This window comes from Sphingomonas sp. F9_3S_D5_B_2 (assembly GCF_054263715.1).
In genome coordinates this window covers 84,101-99,045 of record NZ_JBSZFB010000001.1, presented here as the reverse complement: position 1 = coordinate 99,045, position 14,945 = coordinate 84,101, and the positions used below count along the sequence as shown (strand labels likewise).

Annotated in this window: 17 protein-coding genes; 11 read left to right on the top strand and 6 right to left on the bottom strand. The window is 64.7% G+C overall.

Going from position 1 to position 14,945, the window contains the following annotated elements; genetic code table 11:
• The first annotated feature begins 7 nt into the window (after positions 1–7).
• Positions 8–1,012 carry an alpha-ketoacid dehydrogenase subunit beta gene (locus tag ACUXST_RS00410; protein ID WP_458388979.1) on the top strand — a complete coding sequence of 335 codons (1,005 nt, stop codon included), beginning with the start codon at positions 8–10 and terminating at the stop codon, positions 1,010–1,012.
• Complete coding sequence (locus tag ACUXST_RS00405; RefSeq protein ID WP_458387979.1) at positions 1,012–2,313, top strand: dihydrolipoamide acetyltransferase family protein; 1,302 nt, start codon at positions 1,012–1,014, stop codon at positions 2,311–2,313. Before ACUXST_RS00410 ends, ACUXST_RS00405 begins: the two co-directional genes overlap by 1 nt.
• A gap of 9 nt (positions 2,314–2,322) precedes the next feature.
• Here the strand turns inward: ACUXST_RS00405 and ACUXST_RS00400 are convergent, their stop codons facing one another.
• Together ACUXST_RS00400 and ACUXST_RS00395 are read right to left on the bottom strand one after the other, a co-directional pair.
• Positions 2,323–2,565: a DUF6582 domain-containing protein gene (locus ACUXST_RS00400; protein WP_458387978.1), complete on the bottom strand. Its 243-nt coding sequence runs from the start codon at positions 2,563–2,565 to the stop codon at positions 2,323–2,325.
• A 142-nt stretch (positions 2,566–2,707) separates the two neighbouring features.
• The gene (locus ACUXST_RS00395) at positions 2,708–3,259 is read right to left on the bottom strand and encodes an FMN-dependent NADH-azoreductase (RefSeq protein WP_458387977.1); all 552 of its coding nucleotides are present in this window, start codon (positions 3,257–3,259) and stop codon (positions 2,708–2,710) included.
• 143 nt (positions 3,260–3,402) lie between these two features.
• Here ACUXST_RS00395 and ACUXST_RS00390 point away from each other — a divergent pair, with 143 nt between their 5' ends.
• The 8 genes from ACUXST_RS00390 to ACUXST_RS00355 all read left to right on the top strand — a co-directional run bounded on the left by ACUXST_RS00390 (position 3,403) and on the right by ACUXST_RS00355 (position 11,031).
• Complete coding sequence (locus tag ACUXST_RS00390; RefSeq protein ID WP_458387976.1) at positions 3,403–3,777, top strand: winged helix-turn-helix transcriptional regulator; 375 nt, start codon at positions 3,403–3,405, stop codon at positions 3,775–3,777.
• 37 nt (positions 3,778–3,814) lie between these two features.
• On the top strand, positions 3,815–6,127 hold the full coding sequence (locus ACUXST_RS00385; protein ID WP_458387975.1) for a transketolase: 2,313 nt from the start codon (positions 3,815–3,817) through the stop codon (positions 6,125–6,127).
• A gap of 9 nt (positions 6,128–6,136) precedes the next feature.
• Positions 6,137–6,589: a MaoC family dehydratase gene (locus tag ACUXST_RS00380; protein WP_458387974.1), complete on the top strand. Its 453-nt coding sequence runs from the start codon at positions 6,137–6,139 to the stop codon at positions 6,587–6,589.
• On the top strand, positions 6,586–7,419 hold the full coding sequence (locus ACUXST_RS00375; protein WP_458387973.1) for an HpcH/HpaI aldolase/citrate lyase family protein: 834 nt from the start codon (positions 6,586–6,588) through the stop codon (positions 7,417–7,419). The genes ACUXST_RS00380 and ACUXST_RS00375 overlap by 4 nt, the downstream gene beginning before the upstream one ends.
• A 10-nt stretch (positions 7,420–7,429) precedes the next feature.
• On the top strand, positions 7,430–8,479 hold the full coding sequence (locus ACUXST_RS00370; RefSeq protein WP_458387972.1) for an NAD(P)-dependent alcohol dehydrogenase: 1,050 nt from the start codon (positions 7,430–7,432) through the stop codon (positions 8,477–8,479).
• Between the two features lie 7 nt (positions 8,480–8,486).
• Positions 8,487–10,409 (top strand): acetate--CoA ligase, encoded by a 1,923-nt coding sequence (acs, locus tag ACUXST_RS00365; RefSeq protein WP_458387971.1) that lies wholly within the window; start codon positions 8,487–8,489, stop codon positions 10,407–10,409.
• Complete coding sequence (locus ACUXST_RS00360) at positions 10,409–10,798, top strand: VHL beta domain-containing protein (protein ID WP_458387970.1); 390 nt, start codon at positions 10,409–10,411, stop codon at positions 10,796–10,798. The genes acs and ACUXST_RS00360 overlap by 1 nt, the downstream gene beginning before the upstream one ends.
• A 65-nt stretch (positions 10,799–10,863) precedes the next feature.
• Positions 10,864–11,031: a hypothetical protein gene (locus tag ACUXST_RS00355; RefSeq protein WP_458387969.1), complete on the top strand. Its 168-nt coding sequence runs from the start codon at positions 10,864–10,866 to the stop codon at positions 11,029–11,031.
• A gap of 35 nt (positions 11,032–11,066) precedes the next feature.
• Here the strand turns inward: ACUXST_RS00355 and ACUXST_RS00350 are convergent, their stop codons facing one another.
• The gene (locus tag ACUXST_RS00350) at positions 11,067–11,288 is read right to left on the bottom strand and encodes a hypothetical protein (RefSeq protein WP_458387968.1); all 222 of its coding nucleotides are present in this window, start codon (positions 11,286–11,288) and stop codon (positions 11,067–11,069) included.
• Positions 11,289–11,441: 153 nt separating this feature from the next.
• Between ACUXST_RS00350 and ACUXST_RS00345 the strand changes: the two genes are divergently transcribed.
• Positions 11,442–13,103, top strand: coding sequence for an MFS transporter (locus tag ACUXST_RS00345; RefSeq protein ID WP_458387967.1), 1,662 nt, complete (start codon positions 11,442–11,444; stop codon positions 13,101–13,103).
• Here ACUXST_RS00345 and pgl read toward each other — a convergent pair whose 3' ends face one another.
• From pgl to ACUXST_RS00330, 3 genes are all read right to left on the bottom strand, one after another.
• Positions 13,104–13,808 carry a 6-phosphogluconolactonase gene (gene pgl, locus ACUXST_RS00340; protein WP_458387966.1) on the bottom strand — a complete coding sequence of 235 codons (705 nt, stop codon included), beginning with the start codon at positions 13,806–13,808 and terminating at the stop codon, positions 13,104–13,106.
• 1 nt (position 13,809) lies between these two features.
• Positions 13,810–14,559, bottom strand: a complete 750-nt coding sequence (locus ACUXST_RS00335; RefSeq protein WP_458387965.1) for an energy transducer TonB — start codon at positions 14,557–14,559, stop codon at positions 13,810–13,812.
• Between the two features lie 104 nt (positions 14,560–14,663).
• Positions 14,664–14,792: a KGG domain-containing protein gene (locus ACUXST_RS00330; RefSeq protein ID WP_458387964.1), complete on the bottom strand. Its 129-nt coding sequence runs from the start codon at positions 14,790–14,792 to the stop codon at positions 14,664–14,666.
• Between the last annotated feature and the right edge of the window lie 153 nt (positions 14,793–14,945).

The window sequence follows — 14,945 nt, the reverse complement described above, 5'->3', positions numbered from 1 at the left end:
GGCGACGATGAACATGATCCAGGCGCTCAACGACGCGCACAAGATCGCGATGCGGAGTGACGAGGATGTCGTCGTCTTCGGCGAAGACGCCGGCTATTTTGGCGGCGTCTTCCGCGTCACCGAGGGTCTTCAGAACGAGTTCGGCAAGACCCGCGTGTTCGACGCGCCGATCAGCGAGGGCGGCATCGTCGCGGCGGCGGTCGGAATGGCTGCATACGGCCTCAAGCCCGTCATCGAGATCCAGTTCGCCGACTACATCTACCCGGGCTACGACCAGATCGTCAGCGAAGTGGCCAAGATGCGCTATCGCACGGCCGGGGAGTGGACCATGCCGATGGTCATCCGCACGCCGTACGGCGGCGGTATCTTCGGCGGCCAGACGCACAGCCAGTCGCCGGAAAGTCTCTTCACCCACATTGCCGGCTTGAAGGTGGTCGTCCCATCGACACCGCACGACGCCAAGGGCCTGCTGCTCGCCGCAATAGAGGACCCGGACCCCGTCATCTTCTTCGAGCCCAAGCGCATCTACAACGGCCCATTCGACGGTCACCACGACCGGCCGGTGAAGCCCTGGGCCAAACATTCCGCAAGCGAGGTGCCCGAGGGTCATTACACAGTCCCGCTCGGCAAGGCCGCCGTGGTTCGCGAAGGCGCGGAGCTGACCGTGCTTACCTACGGTACGATGGTCCACGTCTCGCTCGCCGCGGTCGAGGAACAGGGCTTGGACGCGGAGGTGATCGACCTGCGCACGCTCGTGCCGCTGGACATGGAGACCATCGCGCGCTCGGTCGAGAAGACCGGCCGGTGTTTGGTCGTCATGGAAGCGCCGCGCACCTCGGGCTTCGCGTCCGAACTGGTGACGCTGGTTCAGGAGCGGTGCTTCTATCACCTCGAAGCGCCGGTTGAGCGAGTCACCGGCTGGGACACGCCCTACCCGCACGCCTACGAATGGGCCTATTTCCCCGGCCCGAAGCGCATGAAGCGCGCCCTTGAAAAGGTCATGGCTGACTGATGGCGAGATACGAGTTCAAGCTGCCGGACATCGGCGAAGGCATTGCCGAGGCCGAAATTGTCGCCTGGCACGTCAAGATCGGCGACGTGATCGGTGAGGACCAGCAGATCGCCGACATGATGACCGACAAGGCGACTGTCGAGATGGAAAGCCCCGTCGCCGGCAAGGTGATCGAACTCGCCGGCGAAGTCGGGGATCAGGTGCCGATCGGGTCGGTGCTTGCGGTCATTGAGACGGAAGGCGCGGATCGCGCTGCCGAGCCGGTTGCGGATAGCCAGGACGAGCGGCCGCTTGCTGACGGTGCGGTTCAGGCGACGCCCGCGATGGCCGAGGAACTTCCGGTCACGAAGGCGGAAGAACCCCGCCCGACCGCCAGCAAGACGCCAACCGAAGCGGCTCCTGCTCCACCTCCTCCGGCGGAGGCTGTTCCGACTGCGAAGGAGGGCGGAAAGGCACTTGCGTCACCGGCGGTGCGGCAGCGCGCCCGTGACCTCGGAATCGACCTGTCGCAGGTCCGCACCTCGTCAGACCGCATCCGCCACTCGGACCTCGACGCCTACCTCCTTTACAACGGCGGCAGCGTCTCCGGCCGCGGCTCGGCGCGGCGTGCCGACGAGACCATCAAGGTCGTCGGCCTGCGCCGCAAGATCGCCGAGAACATGGCCGAGGCGAACCGCCGCATTCAGCACTTCACGCTGGTCGAGGAATATGACGTCACCGCGCTCGAAGAGACGCGGCAGATGATGAACCGGGACCGCGGCTCCAATCCGAAGCTGACGTTGCTGCCATTCCTGATCACAGCATTGTCGCGAGGCCTTGCCAAATGGCCGATGCTCAATGCGACGTTCGACGACGAGGCGATGATCGTGACTCGCCATGGCTCGGTTCAGATGGGTGTTGCCACGCAGACTCCGAACGGCCTGATGGTCGCGACGGTCCGCGATGCCCAATCGCGCTCTGTCTGGGAGCTCGCGTCCGAGATCCTTCGCCTCTCCGAAGCCGCCCGTTCCGGCAAGGCAACGCGCGACGAGCTGATGGGCGCGACTTTCACCGTCTCCAGCCTCGGGCCGATGGGCGGCATCACGTCGACGCCGGTGGTCAATCCGCCCCAGGTCGCGATCGTCGCCGTCAACAAGATCGAGGAAAAGCTGGTCCCGATCGATGACGAGATCGAGGTCCGCAAACGCATGAACCTGTCGCTGTCCTGCGACCATCGCGTGGTAGACGGCTGGGATGCGGCCAGCTTCATGCAGACGCTGAAAGGCTACATCGAAAACCCGATCCGGCTTCTCAGCGCCTAGGCGCCGCCGTCAATTTTTCCCGAGCTCGCGCCAGCTCTTCTCGTTGACCTCAACGCCGAACTTGTCGGCGGCTTTCTTGATGCGCTTCCAGGCTTCATCGCGCTCGTGATCGCTGACACCTTCGACCTGGTCGAAGCGGGCGATGGCATTGCGCACGTGCGCCGCGTCTTCGATCGGCTCCTTGCGCACCTTGGGAAACGCGAACTTGTCCTCGTCGAGGTTGTCGCGCTGCTTGTCGCTGAGTTCGGACATGCTTGGCTCCTTTGCATGCGCTAAACGCACGAACTGCCGTAGTGTGTCGCGCAAGGGTAGAGCCCCGGTGCGGGAGGGGAACACCGGGGCTCTGAATGGCGGCGCGCTGGCGGGGAGCGATATGGCGCCGCCTTGGTCGTGATCAGGCGGCCAGTCGAACGGTTTCGCCGAGCGCCTGGCTGATCGACTGCTGGCGCTGCACGGCACCGAGATTGAGCCCGTCGGCGGCGACAAACTCCGGCTTGATGCCGATGAAGCCGAACACGCCCGCCAGATAAGTCTCCAGATGCTCTAGCGCGAAAGCCGGCGAGCCTTGTCCGTAGATTCCGCCGCGAGCGAGCGCGACGATGACGCGCTTCCCGCCGGCGAGGCCCTCAGGCCCGTTTTCGGTGTAGCGGAACGTCTTCCCGGCAACGAGAATGCGGTCGAGCCAAGCCTTGAGCTGTGTTGGAAGCGTGAAATTGTACATGGGCGCACCGATCACGACGGTGTCGGCTGACAGGAATTCGTCGAGGATGCTGCTGTCAGCGAAAGCGTCGAGCGTCAGGTGCGGCAATGGCTCGCTGACGAGGTCGCGGGTGACCACCTGCGCATCGCTGTCAGCTGAACGGAGTTGGCCGACGATTGAACGGCTGATGGCGCGGCTGGCGCTCTGGTCGCCGGTGATGCTGCTGTCGATATGCAGGATGGTCACTATTGCCTCCTAAGTATTCATTCGTTACCGAGGCACCCTAAATAACCACAGGCCAATGGCCCGCAAGAACGCACTTTTTTGTGGTGGACGAACAAATTTGTGGCGCGGGAACATGGAAGTGACCGCCCCGACGGAGGAAGACGATGAAGGACCCGACGAGCCCCGTGTGCCGCACCATCAGCACCCTCCTCTCCCGCATCGGCGACAAGTGGACGGTACTGGTCGTGCAGACGCTCGGTGACGGATCGAAGCGCTTCAATGAATTGAGGCGCGAGATCCCGAGCGTTTCGCAGCGCATGCTGACCCTGACGCTCCGCAACCTGGAGCGGGACGGCCTTGTGAGCCGGACAGTGACTCCGACGATCCCGCCGCGCGTGGACTATGAGCTGACCGCACTTGGCAAGTCGCTCCAGAAGCCGATTTCGGGCCTCGCGAACTGGGCCCTCGAAAACGTCGGGACGATCCACGCAGCACAGGCGCAGTTCGACGCCCAGTACGACAAGGCACAGGCAGCCTAGCATTTCCGGTTCGCGCGCAAGACGCTAGGGCGCCCCAATGCTGAAGCCAGTCGCGACCGACATCGAGTCCCTCAAGATCCTGGACGAGCGGCTGCGCTGGCTGTCCGCCTGGACCATCCATCACGCCAATCACGTCCGGGCAAGCGACGACGGACTGAAGGTCGGCGGTCACCAGGCATCCAGCGCGTCGATGACGGCGATCATGGCCGCTCTCTATTTCCATGCGCTTGGGCCCAACGACCGCGTGGCGGTGAAGCCGCATGCCGGGCCGGTGCTGCATGCGATCCATTACCTGCTCGGCAGCCAGAGCCGCGAATCGCTGGAAAATTTCCGCGGCTTCGGGGGCGCGCAATCCTATCCGAGCCGCACAAAAGATCAGATCCCCGTCGATTTCTCGACGGGCTCGGTGGGCCTCGGGGTTGCAGTCACGCTCTTCGCTAGTCTGGTTCAGGACTATCTGACGGCTCACGGCCGGTTGGAAGAGGCTGACCGCGGGCGCTTCGTTGCGCTGATGGGGGATGCCGAACTCGACGAAGGCAACATCTACGAAGCCTTGATCGAGGGCCACAAGCACGACGTCCGCAACCTCTGGTGGATCGTCGACTACAACCGCCAGAGCCTGGACGCGGCGAGCGCGGACCGCATGTTCGAGCGCTTCGACGAGATTTTCCGGAGCTTCGGCTGGCGGGTGGTCGAGCTTCGCTACGGCGAGCGGTTGAAGGCCGCACTCGACAAGAACCGAAGCGTGAGAGGCTGGTTCGAGAAGCTGTCGAACGCCGAGCTGTCGGCCCTCCACTATCAGGGCGGAGCGGCGTGGCGGTCGAGGATCGAGAACGACCTCGGCAAAACCGCCTCGCCATTCCTCGCGGCGTATGATGACGCAGAGCTCGGAACACTTTTCACCGATCTCGGCGGGCACTGCATGCAGACGCTGGTCGACGCGTTCGACGGTGCTCAGGACGATGTCCCGACCCTGTTCATTGCCTGGACCATCAAGGGCTTCGGGCTGCCGTTTGCGGGGCACAAGGACAATCACTCCGGGCTGATGAACCCGACGCAGACTGCCGCCATGCGAGACTCGATGGGCGTTATCGAAGGACAGGAGTGGGAGCCGCTTGCGGGCGTCGGCGACGACGTCAGACCGGGCGTCGAAGCCCTCCTCGACCGCGCCCGCGTGGTCCGGGAGAAGCCCGAGCGCAGTTTCGGCTCGGTCAGCATCCCCGCCCTTCCAGCCCCGACCGGAGACGAGCAGTCAACGCAGGCAGCGTTCGGCCGTATCTTGCTGGAGCTCTCGAAACAGGGCGGCGCGCTTACCGAGCGGATCGTGACCACGTCGCCGGACGTCACCGTTTCCACCAACCTCGGCGCCTGGGTGAATCAGCGCGGGCTCTTCCGTCGCAGCGAAGTGGCCGATGTATTTGCACAGGCAAAGATTGCTTCTGCGCAAAAATGGTCAGCGCACAACAGCGGTCAGCACGTCGAACTCGGCATTGCCGAGAACAACCTCTTCCTCATGCTTGCCGCGGCCGGTCTCTCGGGCGACTTGTTTGGCGCGCGGCTGTTCCCGATCGGAACGCTCTACGATCCGTTCATTGCCCGTGGCCTCGATGCGCTGAACTACGCCTGTTACCAGGACGCGCGTTTCCTGCTGGTGGCGACGCCGAGCGGGATTACGCTGGGCCCGGAAGGCGGCGCGCACCAGTCGATCAATCCGCCGCTCATCGCCCTCGGTCAGCCCGGCCTGCGCCACTACGAACCGGCCTTCGCCGACGAGCTGGCCGCGATGATGGAGCACGCTTTTCGCCTGATTGACGACCCCGCGGGCGAGAGCACCTACCTGCGCCTCTCCACGCGCAACGTCCGGCAGGTGGAACGAACGGACGACATCTGGCGCGAGGGCGCGCTCAATGGCGGCTACTGGCTGCGTTCTCCCGGCCCGAACGCGGAAGCCGCAATCGTGTCGATGGGCGCAGTGATGCCTGAGGCGCTCGCTGCCTGGGAAGAACTGAGCGAGGACGTGCCTGGCCTCGGCCTTCTCGCCGTCACGTCGCCGGACCTGCTCCACCGCGGCTGGACTGCAGCGCAGGCGGGACGCTGGGCCAGACAGCGGCAGCCCAGCCATGTCGAACAACTGCTGTCCCAGCTGCCCCGCTCGGCGGGCCTCGTCACCATTGCCGATGCAGCCCCCGCCTCCCTGTCGTGGCTTGGCGGAGTCCTGGGGCAGCGCGTCGCCCCACTTGGCGTCGAGAAGTTCGGTCAGACCGGCAGCCTCGCCGACCTTTACGCGGCATACCGACTCGACGGCTCCGCAATCACCGAAGCCGTTGCCGAACTCCTGCTGCCTGCCTAGGGAACAGCCATGGCCGGGCGCTATTTCGATGAGTGGCAGGTTGGTGACCGCGTGGCGCATGAAATCACGCGCACCGTCACCGAGACGGACAACCTGCTGATCACCACGCTCACCCACAATCCGCAGCCGCTTCACCTCGACTACGAAGCCGCCGCCAAGACCGAGTTCGGCAAGCCGCTGGTCAACTCCTGCTTCACCTTCAGCCTGCTGGTCGGCGTCAGCGTGCATGACACGACGCTCGGCACGCTTGTTGCCAACCTCGGCTACGAAAAGATCACCTTCCCGAAACCCGTATTCGCCGGCGACACGCTGCGCTGCGAGAGCGAGTGCGTCGCACTCCGCGAAAGCAAGTCTCGGCCGAACGCGGGCATCGTCACCTGGGCCTCGCGCGCCTTCAATCAGCGTCAGGAACTGGTTTGCGAGCTCACCCGCACCGCTCTCATCTTAAGAAAGCCGCAGTGACCGAGCCCCGCTCCTGGCTGTTCGTCCCGGCCGACAGCGAGCGGAAGATTGCCAAGGCGCTCGACAGCCAAGCGGACGCGATCATCTTCGACCTCGAGGATAGCGTTGCGCCTGCACAGAAGGGGGCTGCACGCGAGATTGTGCAAGCCCTGCCGAAGCGTGACGGCGGGCCCGAGTGGTGGGTTCGCATCAATCCGATCGGCAGCGAATTCCACAAGGACGACCTGCACCTGATTGGCCTGGCCGATGTCCACGGCATTGTCCTCCCCAAGGCAGAGAGCGGCGCCGACGTCACCCGGCTCGCGCACCGCACCGGCAATATCCCCATCCACGCGATTGTCACCGAGACTGCGGCAAGCCTGTTCAACCTCTTGTCTTACCGCGACCCGAAGTCTCCGCTCGCCGCGATGAGTTGGGGCGCCGAAGACCTTTCGGCGGCGCTTGGGGCATCATCCAAGTATGATGCCGACGGCGGCCTCAGCTTCACGTACAAGCTCGCCCGCTCGCTGTGCCTGGCGGGAGCGGTTGCTTCCGGCGTCCAGCCGGTCGACGGCGTGTTCGCCGATTTCCGTGACGAGGACGGTCTGCGCGCAGAAACCGACGCGGCTCGGCGCGAAGGCTTCACGGGCAAACTGGCGATCCACCCGGCCCAGGTTCCTGTTATCAATGCGGCCTTCACCCCTTCGGACGACGACGTTCGCCACGCCACGGCGATCGTCGCCGCGTTCGAAGCACAGCCGGACGCCGGGGTTCTTTCGGTGGACGGCCGAATGGTCGATCGCCCCCATCTGCTGCAGGCTCGGCGCCTGCTCGAACGCGCCGGTAATTAGGAGACGGACAATGCCGACGCGCGCAACCGGATGGGGTACCGAAGCAGCGGACCAGCCGCTCAAGCAAATGACGTTCGAGCGCCGCGACCTGCGGCCCGACGACGTCGCCATCAAGATCAGCCATGCCGGTATTTGCCATTCGGACCTGCACACAGCGCGCAACGACTGGGGCGGCACGGTCTACCCGAACATCCCGGGGCACGAGATCGTGGGCACCGTCACCGCTGTTGGCAACGAAGTCACCCGCCACCGGGTCGGCGACACGGTCGCGGTCGGCTGCATGGTCGACAGCTGCATGTCCTGCGACCAGTGCCTCGCCGGCTGGGAAGTGTTCTGTCGCGAAGGCTCCGTGCAAACCTACAACAGCGAGGACCGGCACGACCATTCGATCACCAAGGGCGGCTACACCGACCACATCGTGGTGCGTGACCATTTCGTCCTGAAGGTGCCGGACGGCATGGACGTCACGCGCGTGGCGCCCCTGCTGTGCGCCGGCATCACGACCTACTCGCCGCTTCGCCAATACAACGTCGGCCCCGGTACGAAGATGGCCGTGATCGGGCTAGGCGGCCTCGGCCACATGGGCGTCAAGCTCGGCGCAGCACTGGGCGCGCACGTCACCATGATCACGACCACGCCGAGCAAGGGTCAGGATGCCCGGGAACTCGGCGCTCACGACGTGATCGTCTCGACCGATCCGGCGCAAATGGAAGCTGCGGCGACGCGCTTCGACTTCATCCTCAACACGATCCCCGTGAGCCACGAGATCGACGGCTATCTGAACCTGCTTGGCCGGTCGGGTAGAATGGTGATCGTCGGTGCGCTGCTGCAGATGCCGGGCTTCGTCGGCGCGAACCTCATCTGGTGGAACCGCGCCGTCGGCGGATCCGCGATCGGGGGCATTCCGGAGACTCAGGAAATGCTCGACCTGTGCGCGACGGAAGGCATTTATCCGGAGTGCGAGTTCATCGCCATGAATCAGGTCAACGAGGCCTATGAGCGGCTGCTTCGCAACGACGTCCGCTACCGGTTCGTTATCGACATGAGCCGCGGTATTTGAGGGTAGAATGAGCGAAGCGGTCCACGCCGTACCGGAAGGTTTCAACGCCCGCATCGGCAAGCGCGAGCTCGCCGATCTTCACGAACTGGCAATGGCGGACCCGGACCGCTTCTGGCTCGCCCAGGCACGCCGGCTGACCTGGAACAAGCTGCCCACGATAGCCGGCGACTGGTCGTTCCACGAAGACGACTTTCACATCGATTGGTACGCCGACGGCGAGCTCAACCTCTCGGTCAGTTGCCTGGACCGGCACCTGGCCACTCACGGCGATCGCACGGCGCTGATCTTCGAAGCCGACGAGCCGGGCGAAGGCCGGACGGTCACGTACCGCGAGCTCTACGAAGAGACCTGCCGCTTCGCCAACCTGCTGAAGGAGCGCGGCGTCGGGCGCGGCGACCGCGTGATGATCTACATGCCGATGATCCCTGAAGCGGCCGCAGCGATGCTCGCCTGCGCACGCATCGGCGCGATCCACTCCGTGGTATTCGGCGGCTTTTCGCCCGAGAGCCTCGCCGGCCGCATCGCCGATTGCGACGCCAAGGCCGTGATCACCGCCGACGAGGGTGTCCGCGGCGGCAAGCCGATCCCGCTAAAGCGAAACGTCGATGCAGCGCTGGAGCAGCGGGACGTTGCCACCGTCATCGTCGTCACTCGAACCGGGGCCCACGTCTCGATGAAGGACGGCCGCGACGTCCGCTATTCCGATCAGCGGGAGCGGCTCGCAACGGACTGCAATCCGGAGATCATGAACGCGGAAGACCCGCTGTTCATCCTCTACACGTCGGGCTCGACCGGTAAGCCAAAGGGGGTCGTCCATACGACCGGCGGCTATGGTGTGTGGGTAGCGACGACGTTCGACTGGATCTTCGACTATCGCGACAGCGACGTCTTCTGGTGCACGGCCGATGTCGGGTGGATCACGGGCCACAGCTACGTGGTCTACGGACCGCTGATGAACCGCGCGACGAGCATCATGTTCGACGGTGTGCCGAATTATCCGGACTTCGGTCGCTTCTGGGAGACGATCGACCGCCTGGGCGTCACGATCTTCTACACCGCGCCGACCGCCATCCGTGCTCTGATGCGCGAGGGCGACCGGCCGGTAAAGAGCCACTCCCGCAAGTCGCTGCGCCTGCTCGGGACGGTCGGCGAGCCGATCAATCCGGAAGCGTGGGAATGGTACTGGCGCGTGGTCGGGGACGGCCGCTGCCCGGTAGTCGACACCTGGTGGCAGACGGAGACGGGCGGCATCCTGATCTCACCCTTCCCCGGCGCGACGCCGATGAAACCGGGATCCGCCACGCGGCCACTGCCCGGCATCGCGCCGCTGCTGGTGGATGCCGAGCACAACCTGCTCCAGGGTCCAGCCAGCGGAAACCTGTGCCTTGGCAACTCGTGGCCCGGCCAGATGCGCACCGTCTGGAACGACCACGGCCGCTTTTTTGAAACCTATTTCAAAGCGTATCCAGGCCTCTACTTCACCGGGGACGGCTGCCGGCGGGACGAGGACGAATATTACTGGATCACGGGCCGCGTCGACGACGTCATCAACGTTTCCGGGCACCGCATCGGCACTGCTGAAGTCGAAAGCGCGCTGGTCGCCCACCCGAAGGTCGCGGAAGCGGCGGTGGTCGCCTATCCGCACGACATCAAGGGCCAGGCGATCTATGCGTTCGTAACCCTCGTGGCCGGTGAGGAGGGCGACGACGCCCTGCGCAAGGATCTGAACGGAGAAGTCCGCAAGGACATCGGCGCACTAGCCGCTCCGCACAAGATCCACTTCACCCCGGCGCTTCCCAAGACGCGCTCCGGCAAGATCATGCGGCGCATCCTGCGCAAGATTGCCGAAGGGGCAACAGACGGCTTCGGTGACACCTCAACTCTCGCCGATCCCAGTGTCGTGGATGCTCTGCTTGCCGGGAGGCAATGATGGTGACGAGATTACGCAAGATGGTGCCGCTGGTGCTGCTCGCAGTAGTGTGGCTGTGGTCAGCACCCGCGCTCGCCGGCTGTGAGGCAACCGACCCGCTACCGGCCCGCGCGGTCATCGGCCATCCATACATCGGCAGCGACACGCCTTCCGAGATGCGGTTCATCAACGTGCGTAGCCGGCCGATTACCGTCCTGTGGGTCTCCTTCGACGGCGGCGAGCGGCGGTACGCACAGCTCGGCGAAGGCGAGGAAATGATACAGCCTACCTACGTCGCTCACCGGTGGCTGATCAGGGATGCGCTCGACGGCCGGCCGCTGACTGCATTCATTTCCACCGAAGCGGCCGCGCGAAGCCCCGGCAATCCGCAGATCGCCCTGGTCCGCTGAGCAGTTCACCTTCTGGAACCACCACGCAGTTCCGTTGATTCATGAATGCGGAAGGAGAAATCCAGATGCCTCGTGAACTAATCGACACCGGTACCGACAAGCGCTTCGTGCGCCGCGACGAACAGGGCCGTTTCAAGGAATCTGTCGATGTCGGCCGCAGCCTCGCCGCGGATCGCCGGCAGCATGCGCAGGCCAAAGCCAAGAAGGGCGAAGGCGATCGCGGCGACCACTAGCCTCGACTCGCCGGCTAGCAGCTAGCAACTAAGCGTTACGAGCTGCTGCTGAGTGCCGTGAGGGCGTGCCACACCGCGCCTGTGCCAAGGATGATGAACGCGGCGGCCGTCAAACCGGCCGCTGCCTGGATCGCCCTGACCGAGAAGGTACTGCGCCCGTTGGCGCGATCGCGCCGCTTCGCTACGCGAAGCCAGCAGATCGCGGCGGCAATCAGCAGCAAGCCGCCGAGGCCGAAGAGTAGGTTCTGAATCGCCATGTGATTGTCGGCCTAACTAACACCGCCCCGCATAGCTCCGTTCCGAATGCCGAATGGATTCCAGTCAACCTGGTCTGTGGGTGGAAGGACACCCCGGCCGTAGCCGGTTGCACGAAGCGTCACTGGCGTTATCCCGTCCATCGGGAGGACGGCATGGCAGCGAACGCAATAGACGGAGGGCACGGCAAACCGTCGGGGTCCATGGCGCGCATCATCATTGCGTCGTCCGCCGGTACAGCGTTCGAATGGTACGACTTCTTCATCTTCGGCAGCCTGGCGCCGGTGATCTCGAAAGTCTTCTTTTCCGGGCTCGACCCGACCCCCGCCTTGATTGCGGCTCTAGCCCTGTTCGCCGCCGGGTTCGCCTTCCGGCCACTCGGCGCCGTCATCTTTGGCGTTGTCGGCGACCGGCTGGGCCGGAAAGGCGCGTTCCTGATCACAGTGAGCCTGATGGGCGGCGCCACCTTCCTCATCGGCCTGCTGCCGACCTACGCACAATGCGGTGCGCTCGGCCCGTCGTTGCTGATCCTGCTCCGAATCCTCCAGGGCGTCGCATTAGGCGGGGAGTACGGCGGCGCAGCGATCTATGTTGCCGAACATGCGCCCGCCGATCGGCGCGGCACGTCGACGGGGTGGATCCAGTCATCGGCTTCCTTCGGGTTGCTTGCTGCCCTTCTCGTCATTTTGGTGACGCGCCGTACAGTGGGCGAGGACGCGTTCGCTTCATGGGCGTGGCGCATTCCGTTCCTGCTCTCGGCGGTGCTGCTTGCCGTGTCCGTCTGGATGAGGGCCAAGCTCGCCGAAAGCCCGGCCTTCGCCCAGCTTCGCGACGCCGGCGAGATCACCAAGGCACCGCTGCGCGAAGCCTTCGGACGCGCCGACAACCTCAAGCGCGTCTTCATCGCCTTCTTCGGCATCATGTGCGCTCAAGGGGCCGTCTGGTACTTCACCTTCTTCTACCTCCAGGTGTTCCTCGAGAAGTCGCTGGGACTGCCCGGATCGACCAAGGACCTGCTCCTGACGATCATGACTGCTGCCAGCGCCCCACTCTACGTGTTCTTCGGCTGGCTGTCCGATCGCGTCGGCCGCAAGCCGGTGATGATTGGCGGCATGCTGTTGGCGCTCGTCCTCTATTTCCCTGCCTCGCACTGGATTGCCGAGGCGGCAAATCCCGCGCTGGTCGCAGCGCAGCGGTCGACTCCCGTCGTGGTAGAGACGGACCCCAGCACCTGCTCCGCACAGTTCGACCCGGTCGGCACCGCGAAGTTCACCAGCGCCTGTGATCTCGCCAAGGGAGCTCTCGTCACCAAAGGCATATCCTACGCGACCAGGTCTTCGCCCGACCACTCGACGCGCGTGACCGTCGGCCCACGGTCCCTGTCGATCGCGGGCGGCGAAGGCTTGCCCGGCGCCAAACTGAAAGCGCTCAAGACGAAGACGGCAGATGCGATTGGAGGAACGCTCGAATCCGCGGGCTATCCAACAAGCGCAGACCCAAGGCGGTCGAACATGCCGATGCTGATTGCGACTCTGCTGCTGTTCGTTATTGCCGCTACGGCGGTGTACGGCCCGCAGGCCGCTGCGCTGGTTGAGATGTTCCCGACCCGAGTGCGCTACACCGCCATGTCCGTGCCCTATCACGTCGGCACTGGCTGGGTCGGCGGCTTCCTGCCCGTGACCACGTTCGCGCTCGTCGCCGCGAGCGGCAACATCTACCAGGGGCTTTGGTACTCGGTCGTATTCACCGCAATCTCGGTGATCGTTTCCCTGCTGTTCGTGACGGAAACGCGGGGGCAGCCGCTGGCGCAGGTCTGATCAGGGGCACCAGTGAATGTCGATCGGCTGATCGAGCTCAGCAAGGACGCGGCCGATCGGCACCTGCGAGCTCTGGCCATCCGCAATGGCCTGCTCGAGGACCTCGCGCTTCTTCGCACCCGTGATCGTAATCAGCACCGTTCTCGCCGAGAGGATTGCGGCACGCGTAAGAGTCACACGAGCGACCGGCGCTTCCGGCGGCAGCGGGTCCGGCATGACGCCGATCGCCCGCCGCGCCTTCGGCGCATCGAGCGCCGCCTGCATGTCCGAGCCCGGGAAGATGGATGCAGTATGCCCGTCCTCGCCCATGCCCAGCCACACCAGGTCAGGGGGCCAGGGGAGGTCCTGCAGAAGCGCGTCGGCGGCGTTGCCGGCGAGGCGGTAATCCTCGACCGTGCCGCTGACGATCGGAATGACCCGCGCACCCGTCGGCAGGAACGCCCGCGCGATTTCGCGAACGTTCGAAAGCTCATTAGCTACCGGAACCAGACGATCGTCGCCTGGGATGATCGTCACCCGCTTCCACGGCAGGTTCTGAGCCGCGAGCTTCGGGAAAACGGCAGGGGCAGTCTTGCCGCCAGGGATCGCGATCAAGGAGGCGTTGCGCGCTTCTACGGCGCTCTCGACGATGAAGCCGACGTCGCCGGCGACTGCATCCGCCAGCTCATCCAGCGTGTCATATTCCCACCATTCCGCTTCGATCATGTTAGCGCGCCTGCCGATAAGCCATCTGAGAGGGCACGGGCTCGCCGCGCCGATTGAATGCCGGGCGATACACGAATTTGCTCGTCACCAAAGCGCAAGTTGCGTTGTCCAGCCCGAGATCGCCACTGGATTGGTAGATCCGGCAGTTGGTTACTCGGCCGTCGGGCAGAACGGTGAACATGATGAACGGAGCCGCGCCCCGGGAGAGTTGGCGGCGCATCTCGGGCGGGAAGTCGCGGGTGCGCAACGGTCCTGTCAGCAGATGGGCTCGTTCGGCGATGCCCCCGTCACCGCCACCACCCGGGCCGCTACCTCCAGCACCGCTGCCGTTGCCGTTTCCGGCCCCCCCTGCTCCGGTGCCCGGACCTTGTACGGTTGTCGCGCCCTGCGTCGCCTCCGTCCCTTCGCGCGGCGTTTCCGTGACGGCAATCTGCTGAATCGGCGGTGTTTCCACCCTGGGAATCAGGGCGACGACCGGCGTTGCTTGGCTTTTGACGTTCGCGGGCGCCGAGCCACCTTCGGCTTGCTTCCGGCGCGGCGTTGGCTGCTGCCTTGCCGGAGGCGGTGGCGGTGGCGGAGGGGGTGGCGGCTCCGCCTGCTTCAGGTCGAACACGCGAAGCACTGTCTGGGGGTTTACGACGTCGATCTTGCCGGCGAGATTCAGCAGCATCAACAGCAACGCCGCGTGGATCGCCACCACGGCCAATATCGCGCCGCTCTTGTCTTTGGTGTCGAGGCTCGACCTGTACATTCCGTCGGTGAACGCAGGTCCGGCGGGCTAGGTTGCGGCGGCTTATGAAACAGGAGCACCGCGCGGATATTGTCCGCGCGATGCCCGTATTCCGTAGGTTGCGGTTAGCGCGCGCTGCTGCTCTTGCGCCCGCCGCCGTGGCTGGCTTTTCCGCCCTTGCTCGCGATCTCACGCTGCTTGGCCGGGTCCATTGCTGCGAAGCCGCGCTTCGACGCGGTCTTGGTCATCGGCATTATGCTCTCCTCTTTGGCTACGAGTTGGTAGCAATCGGAAAACGCGATGTTCGGACGGCAGTTCACGACTCTGATTCAGGTTAACGACATTTATCTCCCCATGCCTTCAAAGGCCTCCAACAGCTTGGCTGCACATGAATTCTGGTACGCATG

Excerpts from the sequence above, each read along its gene's own strand:
- ACUXST_RS00345 (WP_458387967.1), top strand. The coding sequence starts at position 11,442 with ATGGCAGCGAACGCAATAGACGGAGGGCACGGCAAACCGTCGGGGTCC.
- ACUXST_RS00400 (WP_458387978.1), bottom strand. The coding sequence starts at position 2,565 with ATGTCCGAACTCAGCGACAAGCAGCGCGACAACCTCGACGAGGACAAG.
- ACUXST_RS00355 (WP_458387969.1), top strand. The coding sequence starts at position 10,864 with ATGCCTCGTGAACTAATCGACACCGGTACCGACAAGCGCTTCGTGCGC.
- ACUXST_RS00350 (WP_458387968.1), bottom strand. The coding sequence starts at position 11,288 with ATGGCGATTCAGAACCTACTCTTCGGCCTCGGCGGCTTGCTGCTGATT.
- ACUXST_RS00380 (WP_458387974.1), top strand. The coding sequence starts at position 6,137 with ATGGCCGGGCGCTATTTCGATGAGTGGCAGGTTGGTGACCGCGTGGCG.
- ACUXST_RS00410 (WP_458388979.1), top strand. The coding sequence starts at position 8 with ATGAACATGATCCAGGCGCTCAACGACGCGCACAAGATCGCGATGCGG.
- ACUXST_RS00335 (WP_458387965.1), bottom strand. The coding sequence starts at position 14,559 with ATGTACAGGTCGAGCCTCGACACCAAAGACAAGAGCGGCGCGATATTG.
- ACUXST_RS00370 (WP_458387972.1), top strand. The coding sequence starts at position 7,430 with ATGCCGACGCGCGCAACCGGATGGGGTACCGAAGCAGCGGACCAGCCG.
- ACUXST_RS00360 (WP_458387970.1), top strand. The coding sequence starts at position 10,409 with ATGGTGACGAGATTACGCAAGATGGTGCCGCTGGTGCTGCTCGCAGTA.
- pgl (WP_458387966.1), bottom strand. The coding sequence starts at position 13,808 with ATGATCGAAGCGGAATGGTGGGAATATGACACGCTGGATGAGCTGGCG.
- ACUXST_RS00385 (WP_458387975.1), top strand. The coding sequence starts at position 3,815 with ATGCTGAAGCCAGTCGCGACCGACATCGAGTCCCTCAAGATCCTGGAC.
- ACUXST_RS00330 (WP_458387964.1), bottom strand. The coding sequence starts at position 14,792 with ATGCCGATGACCAAGACCGCGTCGAAGCGCGGCTTCGCAGCAATGGAC.
- ACUXST_RS00405 (WP_458387979.1), top strand. The coding sequence starts at position 1,012 with ATGGCGAGATACGAGTTCAAGCTGCCGGACATCGGCGAAGGCATTGCC.
- ACUXST_RS00390 (WP_458387976.1), top strand. The coding sequence starts at position 3,403 with ATGAAGGACCCGACGAGCCCCGTGTGCCGCACCATCAGCACCCTCCTC.
- acs (WP_458387971.1), top strand. The coding sequence starts at position 8,487 with ATGAGCGAAGCGGTCCACGCCGTACCGGAAGGTTTCAACGCCCGCATC.